The sequence below is a fragment of the Paraburkholderia sp. GAS448 genome, assembly GCF_050435685.1.
Taxonomy (GTDB): Bacteria; Pseudomonadota; Gammaproteobacteria; order Burkholderiales; family Burkholderiaceae; genus Paraburkholderia.
In genome coordinates, this window is the sequence record NZ_JBNDKT010000004.1 from 406,565 (window position 1) to 421,178 (window position 14,614).

The 14,614-nt window shown below is 59.3% G+C and carries 13 protein-coding genes and 4 pseudogenes; 11 read left to right on the forward strand and 6 right to left on the reverse strand.

Going from position 1 to position 14,614, the window contains the following annotated elements:
- Positions 1-273: 273 nt before the first annotated feature.
- On the forward strand, positions 274-1,578 hold the full coding sequence (locus P3T23_RS10805; RefSeq protein WP_429316140.1) for a tryptophan leader peptide: 1,305 nt from the start codon (positions 274-276) through the stop codon (positions 1,576-1,578).
- 305 nt (positions 1,579-1,883) lie between these two features.
- On the opposite strand, the gene P3T23_RS10810 is transcribed toward P3T23_RS10805, so the two are convergent.
- Complete coding sequence (locus P3T23_RS10810) at positions 1,884-2,492, reverse strand: GNAT family N-acetyltransferase (RefSeq protein ID WP_429316141.1); 609 nt, start codon at positions 2,490-2,492, stop codon at positions 1,884-1,886.
- 67 nt (positions 2,493-2,559) lie between these two features.
- On the opposite strand from P3T23_RS10810, the pseudogene P3T23_RS10815 reads away from it, so the two are divergent.
- A pseudogene (locus tag P3T23_RS10815) lies at positions 2,560-2,937 on the forward strand (maleylacetate reductase); the annotation flags it as partial.
- 281 nt (positions 2,938-3,218) lie between these two features.
- Here P3T23_RS10815 and P3T23_RS10820 read toward each other — a convergent pair.
- On the reverse strand, positions 3,219-3,692 hold the full coding sequence (locus P3T23_RS10820; RefSeq protein ID WP_429316142.1) for a hypothetical protein: 474 nt from the start codon (positions 3,690-3,692) through the stop codon (positions 3,219-3,221).
- A gap of 249 nt (positions 3,693-3,941) precedes the next feature.
- Here P3T23_RS10820 and P3T23_RS10825 point away from each other — a divergent pair, with 249 nt between their 5' ends.
- Complete coding sequence (locus P3T23_RS10825; RefSeq protein WP_429316143.1) at positions 3,942-4,250, forward strand: hypothetical protein; 309 nt, start codon at positions 3,942-3,944, stop codon at positions 4,248-4,250.
- 263 nt (positions 4,251-4,513) lie between these two features.
- Here the strand turns inward: P3T23_RS10825 and P3T23_RS10830 are convergent.
- Together P3T23_RS10830 and P3T23_RS10835 are read right to left on the reverse strand one after the other, a co-directional pair.
- A pseudogene (locus tag P3T23_RS10830) lies at positions 4,514-5,768 on the reverse strand (MFS transporter).
- A 14-nt stretch (positions 5,769-5,782) separates the two neighbouring features.
- Positions 5,783-6,484 (reverse strand): hypothetical protein, encoded by a 702-nt coding sequence (locus P3T23_RS10835; RefSeq protein WP_429316144.1) that lies wholly within the window; start codon positions 6,482-6,484, stop codon positions 5,783-5,785.
- A 243-nt stretch (positions 6,485-6,727) separates the two neighbouring features.
- On the opposite strand from P3T23_RS10835, the gene arsH reads away from it, so the two are divergent.
- From arsH to P3T23_RS10850, 3 genes are read left to right on the forward strand one after another with little or no spacing between them, the layout of a single operon-like run.
- Positions 6,728-7,417, forward strand: a complete 690-nt coding sequence (gene arsH / locus P3T23_RS10840) for an arsenical resistance protein ArsH (RefSeq protein ID WP_429316240.1) — start codon at positions 6,728-6,730, stop codon at positions 7,415-7,417.
- Between the two features lie 10 nt (positions 7,418-7,427).
- Positions 7,428-7,766, forward strand: coding sequence for an ArsR/SmtB family transcription factor (locus P3T23_RS10845; protein ID WP_429316145.1), 339 nt, complete (start codon positions 7,428-7,430; stop codon positions 7,764-7,766).
- Positions 7,767-8,237 carry an ArsI/CadI family heavy metal resistance metalloenzyme gene (locus P3T23_RS10850; RefSeq protein ID WP_429316146.1) on the forward strand — a complete coding sequence of 157 codons (471 nt, stop codon included), beginning with the start codon at positions 7,767-7,769 and terminating at the stop codon, positions 8,235-8,237. It abuts the gene before it with no gap.
- 166 nt (positions 8,238-8,403) lie between these two features.
- Here the strand turns inward: P3T23_RS10850 and P3T23_RS10855 are convergent, their stop codons facing one another.
- Positions 8,404-8,745 carry an ArsR/SmtB family transcription factor gene (locus P3T23_RS10855; RefSeq protein WP_429316147.1) on the reverse strand — a complete coding sequence of 114 codons (342 nt, stop codon included), beginning with the start codon at positions 8,743-8,745 and terminating at the stop codon, positions 8,404-8,406.
- 210 nt (positions 8,746-8,955) lie between these two features.
- Here P3T23_RS10855 and P3T23_RS10860 point away from each other — a divergent pair, with 210 nt between their 5' ends.
- From P3T23_RS10860 to P3T23_RS10875, 4 genes and pseudogenes are all read left to right on the forward strand, one after another.
- Positions 8,956-9,480: an arsenate reductase ArsC gene (locus P3T23_RS10860; RefSeq protein ID WP_429316148.1), complete on the forward strand. Its 525-nt coding sequence runs from the start codon at positions 8,956-8,958 to the stop codon at positions 9,478-9,480.
- 44 nt (positions 9,481-9,524) lie between these two features.
- Positions 9,525-10,026, forward strand: a pseudogene (locus P3T23_RS10865) (arsenate reductase ArsC).
- Positions 10,023-10,802, forward strand: coding sequence for an aquaporin (locus P3T23_RS10870; protein ID WP_429316149.1), 780 nt, complete (start codon positions 10,023-10,025; stop codon positions 10,800-10,802). Before P3T23_RS10865 ends, P3T23_RS10870 begins: the two are co-directional and overlap by 4 nt.
- Positions 10,803-11,198: 396 nt before the next feature.
- A complete protein-coding gene (locus P3T23_RS10875; protein WP_429316241.1) occupies positions 11,199-12,272 on the forward strand; it encodes a VIT1/CCC1 transporter family protein in 1,074 nt (357 codons plus the stop codon).
- 46 nt (positions 12,273-12,318) lie between these two features.
- On the opposite strand, the pseudogene P3T23_RS10880 reads toward P3T23_RS10875, so the two are convergent.
- Positions 12,319-12,498, reverse strand: a pseudogene (locus tag P3T23_RS10880) (carbohydrate porin); the annotation flags it as partial.
- Positions 12,499-13,686: 1,188 nt separating this feature from the next.
- On the opposite strand from P3T23_RS10880, the gene P3T23_RS10885 reads away from it, so the two are divergent.
- Positions 13,687-14,562 (forward strand): SDR family oxidoreductase, encoded by an 876-nt coding sequence (locus tag P3T23_RS10885; protein WP_429316150.1) that lies wholly within the window; start codon positions 13,687-13,689, stop codon positions 14,560-14,562.
- Positions 14,563-14,614 lie beyond the last annotated feature (52 nt).

Sequence of the window (14,614 nt, forward strand, 5' to 3'; positions counted from 1 at the left end):
GGCAAAGCCCCACCGGACATGATTCGAACCGAGCTCTGGCCCGACTTTCCGAAAAGGCGTTGTCTGCCTCTGTCCTCTCGCGCTCCTTAACCGCTGTGTTTAATCGGCACGCCACCGCTCCCAGAGGGGAAGGGGCCTGGCTAGCAGCACGGCCCTTCGGCTGTTGACACTGCGGGAGAGGAAGGACAGCCTGGGTTTACGCCCTCGGCAGAGTGTGCAAGTATCCTTTCCAGCGCCTAGCACGGATACTCTTGCTCTCTTGGGAGGTTCAGAATGGACTGGAGGTTCTGGAAGACCGAGAAGCGCCACGAGGAGGCGCGCAACTGGCCCACCGATACACACGAATCGATACGGCAACTCCTGGGCAAATACCAGGACGCTGGAACACCGTTCGCCAGCTGGGCCGCGCCCGGCATTGCGTTCACACCCGACATCGAACCCACCGCCCGAAACGGTGTAAAGGGCTACCAGCTTGCCCTTTGGTTCTGGCTGTTTGCTGAGAAGCACGGCACTATCGCCGCGAGGATGGCTCGCGAAACGTTCTGCCTGCTTGCCGATGCGGCGCAGCCGTCATCGGGAGACACCATTGATGCGCTCCTCGACCTGGAAAACCAGCTGGCGCATTCTGTCGAGGCAATTTCCGCTGAACAACGCACCTTCAGACAGGAAGGCCTGTCCGTGGAACTGCCGATGGAATTCTTTCTGGCCACAGGCACCCTCAGGCTTACGCCCGACTCGCCTTATGCGGGCAATGCGGACGCCCCCCTGCAAGGCAATGACTACAAGCTGGCAGACTGCTTTCGCCATGCTACAGAGGAAGCGCTGGCTGTTTTCCGGCCGATGATACAGGCGGTCGAATTTGACGCGAAATCGCTGCCCAACTGGAAATGGAGCGCCCGGCCGGGCGCGGCTGAGCGACATCTACAGAGGCGCCACCGCAATCCACTCTTCCCTCTGCACCGACAGATGGTGACGGCCCACGACGTGCACGAAGCGCGACTTGCCGACAACCAGGCCCTTCAGGACATCCGCAATGAATTCAATGAGGTTCGCCACACATTCTCCCAGACGCAGGAACTGCCGTTGAACTGGCAGCCATTCCTCGAAGGTTATCGGGAACACGTAGACAGACTCGATGAGCGTCGCCTTGTAGCGGGTGGGCAGAACGCGTCGCTCGGTGATGCGATAGCGGCGATGCGGGCAGACATCCTGGGGACGTGGCGCGCTGAGATTCAGACGAACCGGCATAGCCTCGCCATGCTCGAACAGGACGAAGCGCGAAAGGCCGAACGACGTGCGCTTCTGTACGGATGCGACTGGACCGCTCAGCTGTTGACTCACGGCTCCCTGATACCACCGGAGGAAGTTGTTCCCGCCCTGCTAAGCGAATGTACTTCTGACCTTGAAAAAGCGGTGACCGGCCTGCAGTCAGAACCACGCCTGCATGAGACGCTTGCTCACTGCAGGGTAGTCGCACATCGGCTCGTGAGTGAGCTTCGCGCGGCAGGTCACAACGTCCCCGATATGAGCGACAAGCTTCGCATCCTTGCCGGCACCTCGGGGCAGGTGCCGGCCTGACACTCCTCACTAACATCGACTGACTGTCCTGCAAGGCTCAGGCGGTCCCGCATAACACCTTACTTGGGGGCGTGTTTAAGAAAGAATCGGTGCCGTGCCGCGTTGTGAATTTCACTGACCCAAAGGAAGCCTGGTCGTGCGGTTATTCATGTCTATCGGAATGATTTCACGAGTGTATTGAGCGCATTCACGAGGTGCGTGGTAACGGACGACCTGCGGGACCGCTGCTGCAAAGGTACTTCGTCGCGCGCCCGGCTTCGCCGAGTCGGGTACGGTGCAGGAGTAACGGTTGCCGCAATTGCCTGTCACCAATCTCGATTTTCGCGTGCGTCACGCCACATACTCCAGACGCGAGGTCCATTCCGCAACTCAGAAGCACCCAGCACCTCAAATCCGTACGCCGAGTAAAACGGCAGGTTGCTGGGTTCAGCGGTCTCCAGCCAGGAAGCTGCTCCCTGCTCGTCGCACACATCAAGTCCGGTCTTGAGCAGGGTGCCCCCAAGGCCCGTGCGTTGCTTGACTGGCTCAACTCCCAGGACGTCGAGATACCAGAACGTTCGACCGGCCGGATGCATCTGTTCAAGATGACTCAGCACATGCAGCGCGCTGGGGCGCGCCGTCAAACCGGTAGCCATCGCCATGCGTGGCAGCAGCCGTAAATGTTCGGCCAGCGAGAGCGGATAACGACCGGGAGGCAACCAGAGTGAAGCTGCGTTCCGGTCGCGGTTGGTTACAACCACTCCACTTCGCGAGAATATGCGAAGGTAGAATCGGTACACCGCGACTAGCCGTTGATGTCGCACCTCGTCGTCCGGGAAAACATGGACAGCGAGCGGGTCATTAGCGAATGCCCTCGCGAGCATACCCGCCAGGATTTCTCTGTCTGATGAACCGGGATTTTGAATCGTCTCCATCACGAGACCGACCTTGCTGACGGGGTGGATTTGATGCTACCACTTGTCCGCAAGATGTCTGATGGCGTGCGGAACGGTGCTCGGCGATGTGGGCATGGCTCTTCATCACAAGCTGTGCCACACCTTGGGTGGAACATTTAACCTCCCTCACGCTGAGACGCACGCAATCGTTCTCCCTCACGCTCTCGCTTACAACAGTACCGTTGCGGATGAGGCTATGGGCCGAATCGCCAGGGCATTGAACGTAGACTCTGCGCCTGACGGCCTTTACCAACTCAACGAAAAACCTGGAGTTCCGCGAGGTCTTCGCGAGATTGGGTTGGCCGAAGCCGACCTCGATTACGCGCGTAAGGTGGCATTGCCGAATCCATACTGGAACCCGCGACCGATTGAGGAGGAACCGCTTAGAGCACTGTTACAGCGTGCCTGGGAGGGGGCCGTCCCACCGCGTAACCTTCGACAGGCTCATTTCCCAATGGCACTCCGTCTTCTCCAAGGGGGATTCGCTCGCTCCTGCGAAAGCGCGGGCTTTTTTTCGGAATGGTCCTAAACCTGCATGTCTATGGACGAAACTACCGCTGGACCACCAGAGCGGCTCGCGAATCGTTCGCTGCTGGAGCCTTTTCCTAATTGGCAGACATGATCAGTCCGACGTCGGCATGTGGGTCGATTTTGTGTCGGCACCGACAGTGATGCGTATCACGCAGCAGGAGCACGCTTGCCGTTCTAGTTCGAAGCCGCCTTGGTTCTAACAGCACTGGGTTCACCGGTTTGCTTGAACATCTCGTCCATCAGGTCCTGAACGACGCCATCCGCATTAGGAAACTGATGCAAGACCGAATTCTTCCAGTGCCCCGATGCGATAAGTCCACCGCTGGGCGCCTTGTAGAAACGGATGTCCATGGAACGCAGATACATGACGATGTCCCAAAACCAGCTATCGGTGTAGGTGACGTTCATGTCTGCCTTGTCGCACGCGGGCGCAAGCGCCACCGACACGCCGTGGTTTTCGAGATTGCGCTGAATTGCGGCGTCCATATCAGCCGACCTGCCCCCATGTGCAGTAAAGCAGGCCGTCGTCATCGGAGAGCTTTTCACTTGAGGACCAGCGGTGACGTTTTGAGTCGTCGAACATCCAGGAAGGATGACGAGCGCCGAGACGGCGAAGACCAAAGAGACCAAAGAGACCAGCGTGCGCATTTTATTTTCCCGTTTGAATGCAAAGGCAGCATTCTGGATATCGGCGCTGTGCTCGAGAACTTGAACGAGCGGACGCGCCTACCTCGCTCGTCTGTACGACCGTCGACTGCGCCTCTATCACGCCGTGTCCGTCGATTAACGTCGAGACCATTCAAGGCTGGACTGTCGCGACCAGAACCGGTAGCCTAAGAGCGCTGAATGTCACTGTTTGGCTATGCAGGTCCTACGACGAAAACGAGGAGCCGACGCATGGAAGTGAGCACAGAATCGCTGGTGGAGTTGCTGCGGGAAGTGGAAGCCGACGACCCCATTGACTACGCGGACCTTCCGTTCGGAGAGCAGGAACTCAGGCGGCTGGTCATGAGCTCGCTCGTCGAGCGCCACCACCTGGTCGAAGCAGGTATGTCTGTCTCCGACATTCACGCGCTATACCTGCTGAGCACCGCCAAGCTCGTCCTCGAAAACACGGTCCTTCACGCGAGGCTGCTTATGCTCCAGGGCCAGCAGGTCGATGTGCAATCGATGCTGGCTCCATTTACCCTCAAAGGCAAACCGTAGGTCGTCGGTTCAGCCCTCAAGTGATGGGACAACGTGAACCGTCTGCCAGCCTGCGCTCATAGTACGGCCGGGCTCAGTCACTAACAATAGCGCGAGGTCCCGCCAGGTATTTCGATGGCATTGGCGGCTGTACCCGCCGAGGCGCCCGAGTCCGACGCTACAACGGACATGTTCCGATATCGAGTTGTGGCTCCTCACAACGACCGCAGCGGAATTTTTCTCGCGAGCCGGATATGCAGTGGTGAATCGGGGCAGCGCGTCTGTCAGGCTGAGCTGGGTGTCGTATGGCGGCTGACCCGGACGGCCACTAAGAATGCGATTGCCGACAGTATCGAGACGAGAAAGACCGTCCATTCGACGGCCACATAGCCGTGAGCGAGACTCCAGATGCTGGCCGCGGCAATCGGCGCTATGCCCTTGGCAACATTCGACGGGAACGAAAGCATGCCGCTGACCGCACCGTAGCCTTCGGTCCACATCAGGTCCTGGACGATGGTGCCGCGCAGGATGGTCATCATCCCGTTCGCGGCGCCATAGCAAAGCGCGAACAGCCATAGCAGCGCGGCCGAGTGGCCAGCACTTATCAGGATAACGGTCGAGAGCGGGAACAGCGTCACGATGATGATGCCCACGGTACTAACATGAAGCGTTCGGCCGAATGTGAACCACACTGCACGAGCGGCAACCTGTGCGGGACCAATGAGCGCCATGGTTGTTACCAGCACAGCATTCGATACGCCGCGCTCGACCATGAGCGGTACCAGATGAAATGTGAGCGCCGCGAACGTCGCGTAGTAGGCCGTGAAACAGACAGCGAGCGCCCAGAATGTCGATGTGCGCAGCGCGCGGCGCGTGGCGGCATCGTTCGCCAGCTTTACGGCGCCACTATGCGGTCAGGAGCCCACGTCCGCTCGCGAGGAGTGAATTGCCAATATGTGAATTGGTAGGCCGATGATCAGGTTTGCACTCGCAAGCACGACAAGTGACGTACGCCAGCCAACTGAGCCAACCAGCAACTGGGTCAAAGGAATAAAGACTGTGCTGGCGAACCCTGCCACCAGCGTAATGAGCGTGATTTTGGTCCGGAAGCTTCGTGGATACCGGTGCGTGACGACAGCGAAGACGGGGTCGTAGAACGTGGCCGCCATGGAGATGCCGAGGCCAATCCATGCTGCAAAGAGCACCGTCAGCGACTCCGCGCCGGCCCAGAGCAGCAGCATGGCTGCAGCGATGGCTGAGCCGATAACCATCACCCGGCGTCCGAGCCCATGGTCAATCCAGCGCCCAACGGGATAAGGCAGCGAATCCGGAAACTAGCAGTCCCACCGAGAGCGCGGCATTTGTCGCCGTTTTGCTCCAGCCCATGGTCTGGTCCATTGGCACGACCAGCAGCGAAAAAGAATAGTAGACCGAGCCCCATGAGACGAGCTGCGCCAGCGCCAGGGCCCACGTCACGAGCCTGTCGTGGGTGTCTGCTGGTGCAGTCTTCTCGCTGGCATTCTCGTCGTGACTCGACATCGTGCTCAATTTTCTCAGCCTCTCATCTGGCTCAGTTTGTTGACGGTGCCGTCACCGGTGCGAAAAGCGTCGCAGCAAAAGAATGTTGTCGAAGCGAGTCTGTGCGCGATGACAGCGGCGACGCGTTCGTGAAGCTGGTCCATACGGCGCGTGACGGAGGTCTGAGGCGTGACCTGTACGGAGCCGAGAAAGCCAATTCCCTCCCGATTGCTGTATCGCCGAACGCGTCGGGCGACGAGCTGCTCCCGCAGGCTTGCCACCACCCCGATGACGCTACTTGCCTCACGGCGCGTAGTTAATGCGACAAAAAACTTCGAACCCTCGTCGGCCAGGTGATTGCGGACCCGCAGCAACGGAGTCTTCCAGTCACACGGCGGCCAGGCACGGCTCAGGACTTCTGCATCCATCACAAGGACCGCAGCCGACGAGCCCTCTGTAGCCAGGAATCGCGCAAGCTCGAGTTTCTCGTCAACCTCTGCTGTTAACGCAATCGCTGAGGTCGCGTACCCGGTCTCCAACTCAAACGCCCTTGCCACGTCTTCCGGGAGCAACCCGCACCATGACTTCGTCGTAGCGCGCCCACCAGCAGATTGTGTCGCTGCGCCAGCAGTTCGTCCGTGTGCCATCAGCACGAGGAATCCCAGTATGGAGCGGCAATGCCACCCTCCCGACACCGGCAGGAGCGATTCGGTCGAAATGCGGTCTTCGCTGTCCATGGCAACCTCATAATTTTCTCATTTCCAGAATACTGGAAATATAGTAGAATGCAAGTAACGAAATCAGGACGGTCGTATTCCGCAGACGCTTCAAAGCGCCTTGAATTGACCCAACACCTCCATCTAATTGGAAATATCAAATAGCAGTGTAATGAGATGACAGTTCATGCAATTAGCGGCGACCACAGCTTTCCGGCCGCCAAGCCAGATTTTTTCGATACAGATATCGCCGCACGGCTCGGAATGCATGGGGAGCCGCCGGTGCGGATACTGCTCCTCTACGGCTCGCTGCGTGAGCGGTCGTATTCGCGGTTGCTCGTCGAGGAAGCTGCTCGCCTGTTGCAGACGTTCGGTGCGGAAACGCGGATTTTCGACCCGCGCGGTCTGCCGCACGCAGACGACGTCGACGTGAAGAATCATCCGAAGGTAAAGGAGCTGCTCGAGCTGTCGCTGTGGTCAGAGGGTCACGTGTGGTGCAGCCCGGAGCGCCACGGCACCATCACGGGCCTGATAAAGACGCAGATTGACCACTTGCCACTCGTCAGCGGCGGTATCCGGCCGACGCAGAGTCGCACACTGGCTGTCATGCAGGTCAGCGGCGGCTCGCAATCTTTCAACTCGGTGAATCAGCTTCGTCAGCTCGGACGGTGGATGCGCATGTTCACCATCCCCAACCAGAGCTCGGTTGCCAAGGCGTTCGAAGAGTTCGAAGAGGATGGCCGAATGAAGCCGTCCTCGTACTACGACCGTCTGGTCGATGTCATGGAGGAACTCGTCAAATTCACGCTGCTGCTTCGCGGTCGTGCCGGCTATCTCGTGGACCGATACAGCGAACGTGTGAAGGAAGACCGTCCGCTCGACCCGGCGACCGACCTGGCCTCCCAGGCAATCGCTGACCATTCCCGCAAAGAAGCGCAGGCGAGCAATCAATAAGAGGCACGTCATGGCAACCCTCGATTCGAAGCTGGCAGTCAAGGCGCTTGCAGCGCTCGCACATGAAACCCGTCTCGCGGTCTTCCGTCTTCTGGTGACGGCCGGACGCTCGGGTATGAGTCCAGGAGCCATTGCCGAAAAGCTGGGGTTGCCTGCGCCGACGCTGTCATTCCACCTGAAGGAGCTCGCACACGCAGGGCTCATCGAAGGCAAGAGTCAGGGCCGGTTCATCATCTACTGCGCCAGCTATGACCACATGCAGACGCTCATGGATTTCCTGATGGAAAACTGCTGCGCGGTGGAGCAAGCAGAGCAATGCGGCTGCGCGACCAACGAAACGGAGGCGTAAATGAAGCGATTTCACGTGCATGTTGTTGTCCCGAAGCTCGAAGAAAGCGTGCGTTTCTATAGCAGCATGTTCGGCGCGGAACCCTCGGTGCTCAAGGACGACTACGCGAAGTGGATGCTCGAGGACCCGCGCATGAACTTCGCCATCTCAGCGTGCGGCGGTGAAACTGGCGTCAATCACCTAGGCTTTCAGGTCGACAGTGACGAAGAGCTGGCTGCTCTCCGCGAGCAGGTCGTCTCCGGCAGCGTCGCGGTACAGGACCAACCTGGCGCCCAGTGCTGCTACGCTAGTTCGAACAAGTACTGGACGCAGGACCCGGCTGGCGTGCCGTGGGAGACGTATCACACCCTCGGCGGCATCCCGATGTTCGGTGCGGACAGCCGGCAGGCTGCCGCTTCAGAGCGCGGTGTCTGTTGCGCTCCGGTCACGTCGATTCCGGCCATGATTGAGAGAAAGGTTGGCTGTTGCTGAGCGCGCGGCGTGAAAGACGACGGCCGCCTAAGGGCGGCCGCAATTGGCACGTTGCTCCCCAGCCCCGTGCGGGATTCACGCCGGCCGGAACGGGTTGGACAACAGCGCCGCGCTTTTGCATTTGATCGCACAGGCACCTGAGCCGCGTTATTGGTTTCAGGTCAGGTCACGCTGGAACCGGCTTGCACTTCAGCTTTTTTCTGGGAGCGCAGGCCGCCGAATCCACTCCCCGGCAGCAGTTTTCGGTGAGGAAACCGACGAGCTCGTTCATGTACTCGATTTCCGGTGCGTAATAGACGAAGCGGCCCTCCTGGCGTGACGTGACCAGTCCGGCGTGCGTCAGTTCTTTCAGGTGAAAAGACAGCGTTGCGCCAGCAAGGCCAAGCTTCTCCTGGATAACCCCCACTGTCAGGCCTTCGGGCCCCGCTATCACCAGCAGCCGGAAAATACTGAGGCGCGTCGGTTGCGCCAGTGCGGCCAAAGCCGTGATTGCGTCTTTTTCCTTCATGATGTGCCGTTGGTTGGGTCTGTAGCATGATTCTAACGCGTCACGCAGCAGGCGCGCCGTCGACCGTATGCTGCTTCAGTGCTGGCTCGCAGGTGCCGGCTCGGTGCAGCATGTAATGTCATCGAAATGAGGTTGCTGGCCGATGACATTTCCATTAGATTGGATATATAGATATATCATCCTGAGCCACAACCCATTCCGGAGATATTCGTGGTCGAATCCCGAACGTTCAACGTGCTGTTCCTCTGCACGGGTAACTCCGCTCGCAGCGTGATGGCGGAAGCACTTCTCGCCACGTTGGGGCAGGGTCGCTTCCATGCATTCAGCGCAGGAAGTCATCCGACCGGAAAGGTCAATCCTTTCGCAATCGAACAGGTTACGGAGACGGGCTACGACGTGTCCAATCTACGTAGCAAGTCATGGGACGAGTTCGCCGCACCGGGTGCGCCGCATATGGATTTCATCATCACGGTGTGCGACCAGGCTGCTGGCGAAGTATGTCCCCTTTGGCCCGGGCAGCCAGCATCTGCACACTGGGGCTTCTACGACCCTGCCGCTGTGGAAGGCACTGATGCGACGAAGCGCGCTGCATTCGAACAGGTTTTTCAGCAGATTAAACATCGCGTCGACGTCTTCCTCGAGGTACCGCTGGAGACACTTGATGAAGCCGCTATTCGTGCCGAGTTGCGAAGGGTCGGCGACATCGACGTCTCAGCCATCGGCGTGGCTCAGTAACCGATACGACGCGTATCCATCGGCTTATCTGCTTGAGGTTCGACATGAGCGACAAGGTCTACAACGTCCTGTTTCTGTGCACGGGTAATTCGTGCCCGCAGCGTGCTTGCTGAAGTTCAGTTAAATGCGCTTGGCGGTGGTCGGTTCAGGGCCTGGTCGGGCGGCAGTCATCCGAAGGGGGAAATTAACCCGTTGACGCTGCAGCTCCTTCAGCAAATGGGGCCTCCCACGGAAGGACTTCGAAGCAACTAATGGGATGAGTTTGCTGCTCCCGATGCGCCGGTAATGGACTTCGTCTTTACCGTATGTGACCAGGCGGCCGGTGAACAGTGCCCAGTCTGGCCGGGGCAACCGGTCACTGCGCATTGGGGCGTTCCCGACCCGGCTGCTGTCGAGGGTTCCGATGACACGAAGAAGCGCGCTTTCAAGGATGCGGCGGCGACACTTCGCAAACGGCTTGAGCTCTTCAAGAGCCTTCCGCTTGCATCCCTCGACCGTCTCGCGTTGAAAAAAGAAGTCACTGATATCGGGATATCATCGCTATGAGGGTGCGTCATGCCGTCGTGGCCGAGTTCCTCGGCTCGGCGCTGCTTCTGGCAACCGTCGTGGGCTCCGGAATCATGGGCGAACGACTTGCCGGCGGCAACGTCGGAATCGCGCTACTGGCCAATACCCTGGCAACTGGCGCAGGACTGGTCGCGCTCATCGCCACCTTTATCAGTATTTCGGGGGCACACTTCAACCCATTGGTTACGCTCGCCGAGGTCTGCCTTGGCAAGCTGCGATGGAAGCACGCAGGTGCCTATGTCGCGGCGCAAGCGGTCGGGGCAATTGCGGGCGTGATAGCTGCTCACGGAATGTTTGACCTGCCGTTGATAGAAGCTTCGCGACACGTGCGCACGGGCCCATCACAGTGGTGGAGTGAGGTAGTTGCCTCGTTCGGCTTGCTCACGGTCATTCTGAACGTTGCAAAACGACGAATTGAGTTTGTTCCCGTAGCGGTCGGCGGCTATATCACAGCAGCCTACTGGTTCACAGCTTCCACCTCGTTCGCGAACCCGACCGTGACGATTGCGCGCTCGTTCACAGACACCTTTGCTGGCATTCGACCTGTCGACGCGCCCGGATTCGTTGTGAGCCAACTGGTCGGCGGCGCTCTCGCCGTACTCCTGTTTCGTTGGATGGAGCGTTCTCATGACCCATCGGAAAGCGTGCATAAAGCGGTCGGCAAGGAAGGTATGCGCGATGACGCTGCACGCTTGCGTAAAGAGGCCGCTGAGCAGACTGAGGGCGCCGAATTATCTGGCGCGCGGAGGCGCTAGCGCCAATCTGTGGTGACGCGCCCATCCGAGTGGCTGCTTTCCGCCACCTCTTACCCGTAACCGGCTTGCGGTCTGAAAATCGTCAGTGCCGAGCGCGGCGCGCCGCATCAGAGCGCAAATCGAGGCAGTCGAGCGGCTGCACCAGGATTAACGCGGCTGTGACGGACACAGCGGAAGCCCTCCCGGCATTCCAGGCCATCGTCTGGCCGGGAACCAGGGCAGCGTAAGCGAGAATGAGAGCCCTTGTTGTTCGCAATAAATGCCATGCGTGGGGCCTTTATCTTGTTGTCATGGGAAACCACCTACACTCGCGCGGTGACTATCAGGACAACTGCGCCCATGACACAACACCACAAATCAGATATCAAACGCTTCCGCGCTAACCTGCGGGACGAGATGGACGGTGCGGCACTCTACGAAGAACTCGCAGCAGCGGAGCCGAATTCCTCTCGACGGGACGTCTTCCTGCAGTTGGCTCAGGCGGAGCGGGAGCATGCGCAGCTATGGCGCGCCAAGCTGGAAGAACGAGGCATCCACGCTTCATTCGCCAAACCATCGTTCAAAACGAAAACTTTGCGTACGCTCATACGCCGGTTTGGCCCGCGCTTCGTCCTTCCGGCCCTGGCTGCCGCTGAGTTCGCAGACCGCGACAAATATGCAAACCAGCCCGATTCACAGGGTCTTTCCGCTGATGAACACAGTCATGCGGCAGTCGTGGCGGCAGCAGCGCAACGAGGCCCCGCCGGGGGGGTGACCGGCGCGGAAATCGCCCGGGCCGAATCGTGGCATCGGGGCGCTTCGGGCAACGATTTGCGGGCCGCCGTGCTTGGCGCCAACGATGGCCTTGTGTCGAACTTCTGCCTCATCATGGGCGTGGCCGGCGCCGGCTCATCCAACAAGGTCATACTTCTGACTGGACTCGCCGGTCTCATCGCCGGAGCCTGTTCCATGGCGTTAGGCGAATGGCTGTCGGTGACGAACGCAAGAGAACTCGCGTCGACTCAAATCGCGCGTGAAGCTGAAGAGCTCGAGCACACACCCGAGGCCGAGCAACGGGAGCTGGCGCTCATCTATCAGGCAAAAGGACTTGATAAGGACGAAGCACATCGGGTCGCCGAGCAGATAATGCGCAATCATGACAAGGCGCTCGATACGCTCACACGTGAAGAGCTTGGCATCGACCCGGACGAACTCGGGGGAAATCCATGGAGTGCCGCCGGCACGTCCTTCGGCCTCTTCGCCGTGGGCGCAATCTTTCCCGCCATGCCATTTTTCTGGTCGCATGGCTTTATAGGCATTGCCACCAGCGTCGCGCTTAGTGTCCTTGGGTTGGCGATTATCGGCGTGGTCACGTCGCTCTTCAACGGCCGGACACCCTGGTTTTCAGCCGCCCGCCAGGTCATTATCGGTTGTGTCGCCGCCGCCTTTACCTACGGTGTCGGTACGCTGCTCGGGGTATCGATGTCCTAGCGCACCGGTCATCCCGCCCGAACCCGGGCGAGTTGACACGGCTGCGTCAGAAAGTGATGCTAGTCTGCACGCCAACCACAGCTTCGTTACCGACGCGTTGGGATGGATTGTCCGCATCCGGAATGCCGCCTGCCGGACGGAACGCGTACTGGAAGTCCGTCTGCAACTGCCACCACGGTGTGGCCTGATACTGGTAGGTCACCTCGATGATGGTCTCGGCGCTGCGCGACCATGCCATGCGTACAAAAAAAAAGGACCCGGACGTGATGCCGGGTCCCACAAGGGATGGCTGCCGCTTCGGGTCAATGGCGGCACGGTATTGCCTTTGTTGACCCTGCAGCGGTGACCATCCACTGGACGTGAGAAACGCTCTTTACCGGCAATGACGTGCCACGAGTGGAATGGACACAAGCACGCCAAGCGGTGACGAGCAAAACTGCGAACTCGGATTTGTTGACCGGCTAGCCAGGGTCAATGGGCAAAAAGCGTGGAATTTTTCCCAACGTTGTGCGACATCGAGGACTGCGATGAGCCGTTGATTGTGGGCCCATATCCCGAGCTGTCGCGAGAGATTCCCGCACTAGGGACGGACTTCTGGTATTGCGGGTTCGAGTGGTTCAAGAGCCCGTCGGGCGAGGAGGTCATGGGTTGTGGGTTCGCCGCACCGCCAACCGCAGGGCTGTTCGTTTGTTGAGCAAATGACACTGCGGGAATCAAGAGAAATGCAACAATTGTGAGGTGTGAGAGAGTTCTCATATGGATACTCCGGAATATTGAGCTACCGCGTCACGGAACCTACGCAGCATGTTTGCATGCTGTGCAACTGGCGCGAGCGGAAATGGCATCGGTGTATTCGACGCGTGAGAACAGGATAGACGGGTATTATTAGCGGAGGCTTAGCCTGCAACAGGCGGCGCCGACGAAGTTGGAACTGACAGCACCAGTCACATAGTCACGACCATTATCCTGGCAGCCCTCGTATCACTGGCGGCTGTCTCCATCGCGGCAAACTTTGGTCACAGGGTCGATACAATTTCGAGCGTCGCGCTGGCGGCGTTCGGACTCTGGAGTGCGATTTCGTCCTGGTTTGTGACCTGCGCAAGGGCGACGACCACGGGCATAGTCACGGCACAACGGACAGACCGCTTCTCTCATCTTGAAGGACCTGACGGTTCCGTAAATTCAATTCAAGGTCCAGAGCTACGGCGTCTGTACGGGGAGCATGGCGTCGTCCTTCGCACGGGATGACCAGCGATGCGCAATGACCCACAAGCCACATGCGAACCAGGCTCAGCGGCTGGGACTCACAACGAGATGAGTGACACTCGGCATCCCATTCGCGAGGAGCGTCCACGTCGGCAATGGCGCGATGGCTCCAGCGGCGTATGCTAGAGGGAATATTCAGGAGTGGACCATGAGCCTTGCCGGCAAGACCCTCTTCATATCCGGCGGCAGTCGCGGCATCGGACTCGCGATTGCACTCAGAGCCGCACGCGACGGCGCGAATATCGTGATTGCCGCCAAGACCGCCGACCCAGACCCGCGTCTTGAGGGTACGATTCATACGGCGGCTGCCGCTATTAGAGCTGCTGGTGGCAACGCGCTTCCGCTGGTTGTCGACATACGTGACGAAGACCGCGTAAAAGCCGCGGTTGCCGAAGCCGTCGGGTTGTTTGGCGGCATCGATATACTCGTGAACAATGCCAGCGCCATTCGACTGACTGGCACGCTTGACACACCCGTCAAACGGTACGACCTGATGCATGGGGTCAATGGCAGAGGGACGTTTGTATGTGCACAGGCCTGCCTGCCTCACCTCCTCAATTCGTCGAACCCGCACATCCTCACTCTGTCACCGCCATTGGTCAGCGACGCGAAGTGGTTTAAGGATTTTCCGGCATACACCATCGCAAAATACACGATGAGCCTGTTCACGCTGGCGCTTGCGGGCGAGTTCAAGGACCGTGGCGTCGCGGTCAATTCACTCTGGCCCAGAACGGCCATCGCGACCGCTGCTGTGCGAAACGAGATTGGCGGCGCGGACATGGTCGCGGCTTGTCGGAAGCCGGAAATAGTCGCCGACGCGGCACACTTTATCCTGACGCGTCCCGCTAGAGAGTGTTCGGGAAACTTTTTCCTCGACGACGAAGTCCTGCTGGCGGCGGGCGTGCGGGACTTTGCCCAGTACGACGTGCAGGCTGGGGCTGCATTACAGGCAGATTTCTTTGTAGAGGCGTTGCCGGGCATGCTACCGGCGGACAATATGACGAAGCGTACAAAGCCCCCGTGAGACTTGCTCCAGGCAGCGCCTTGGTCGGGATCCTTTCGCTGAACAAGCTTCG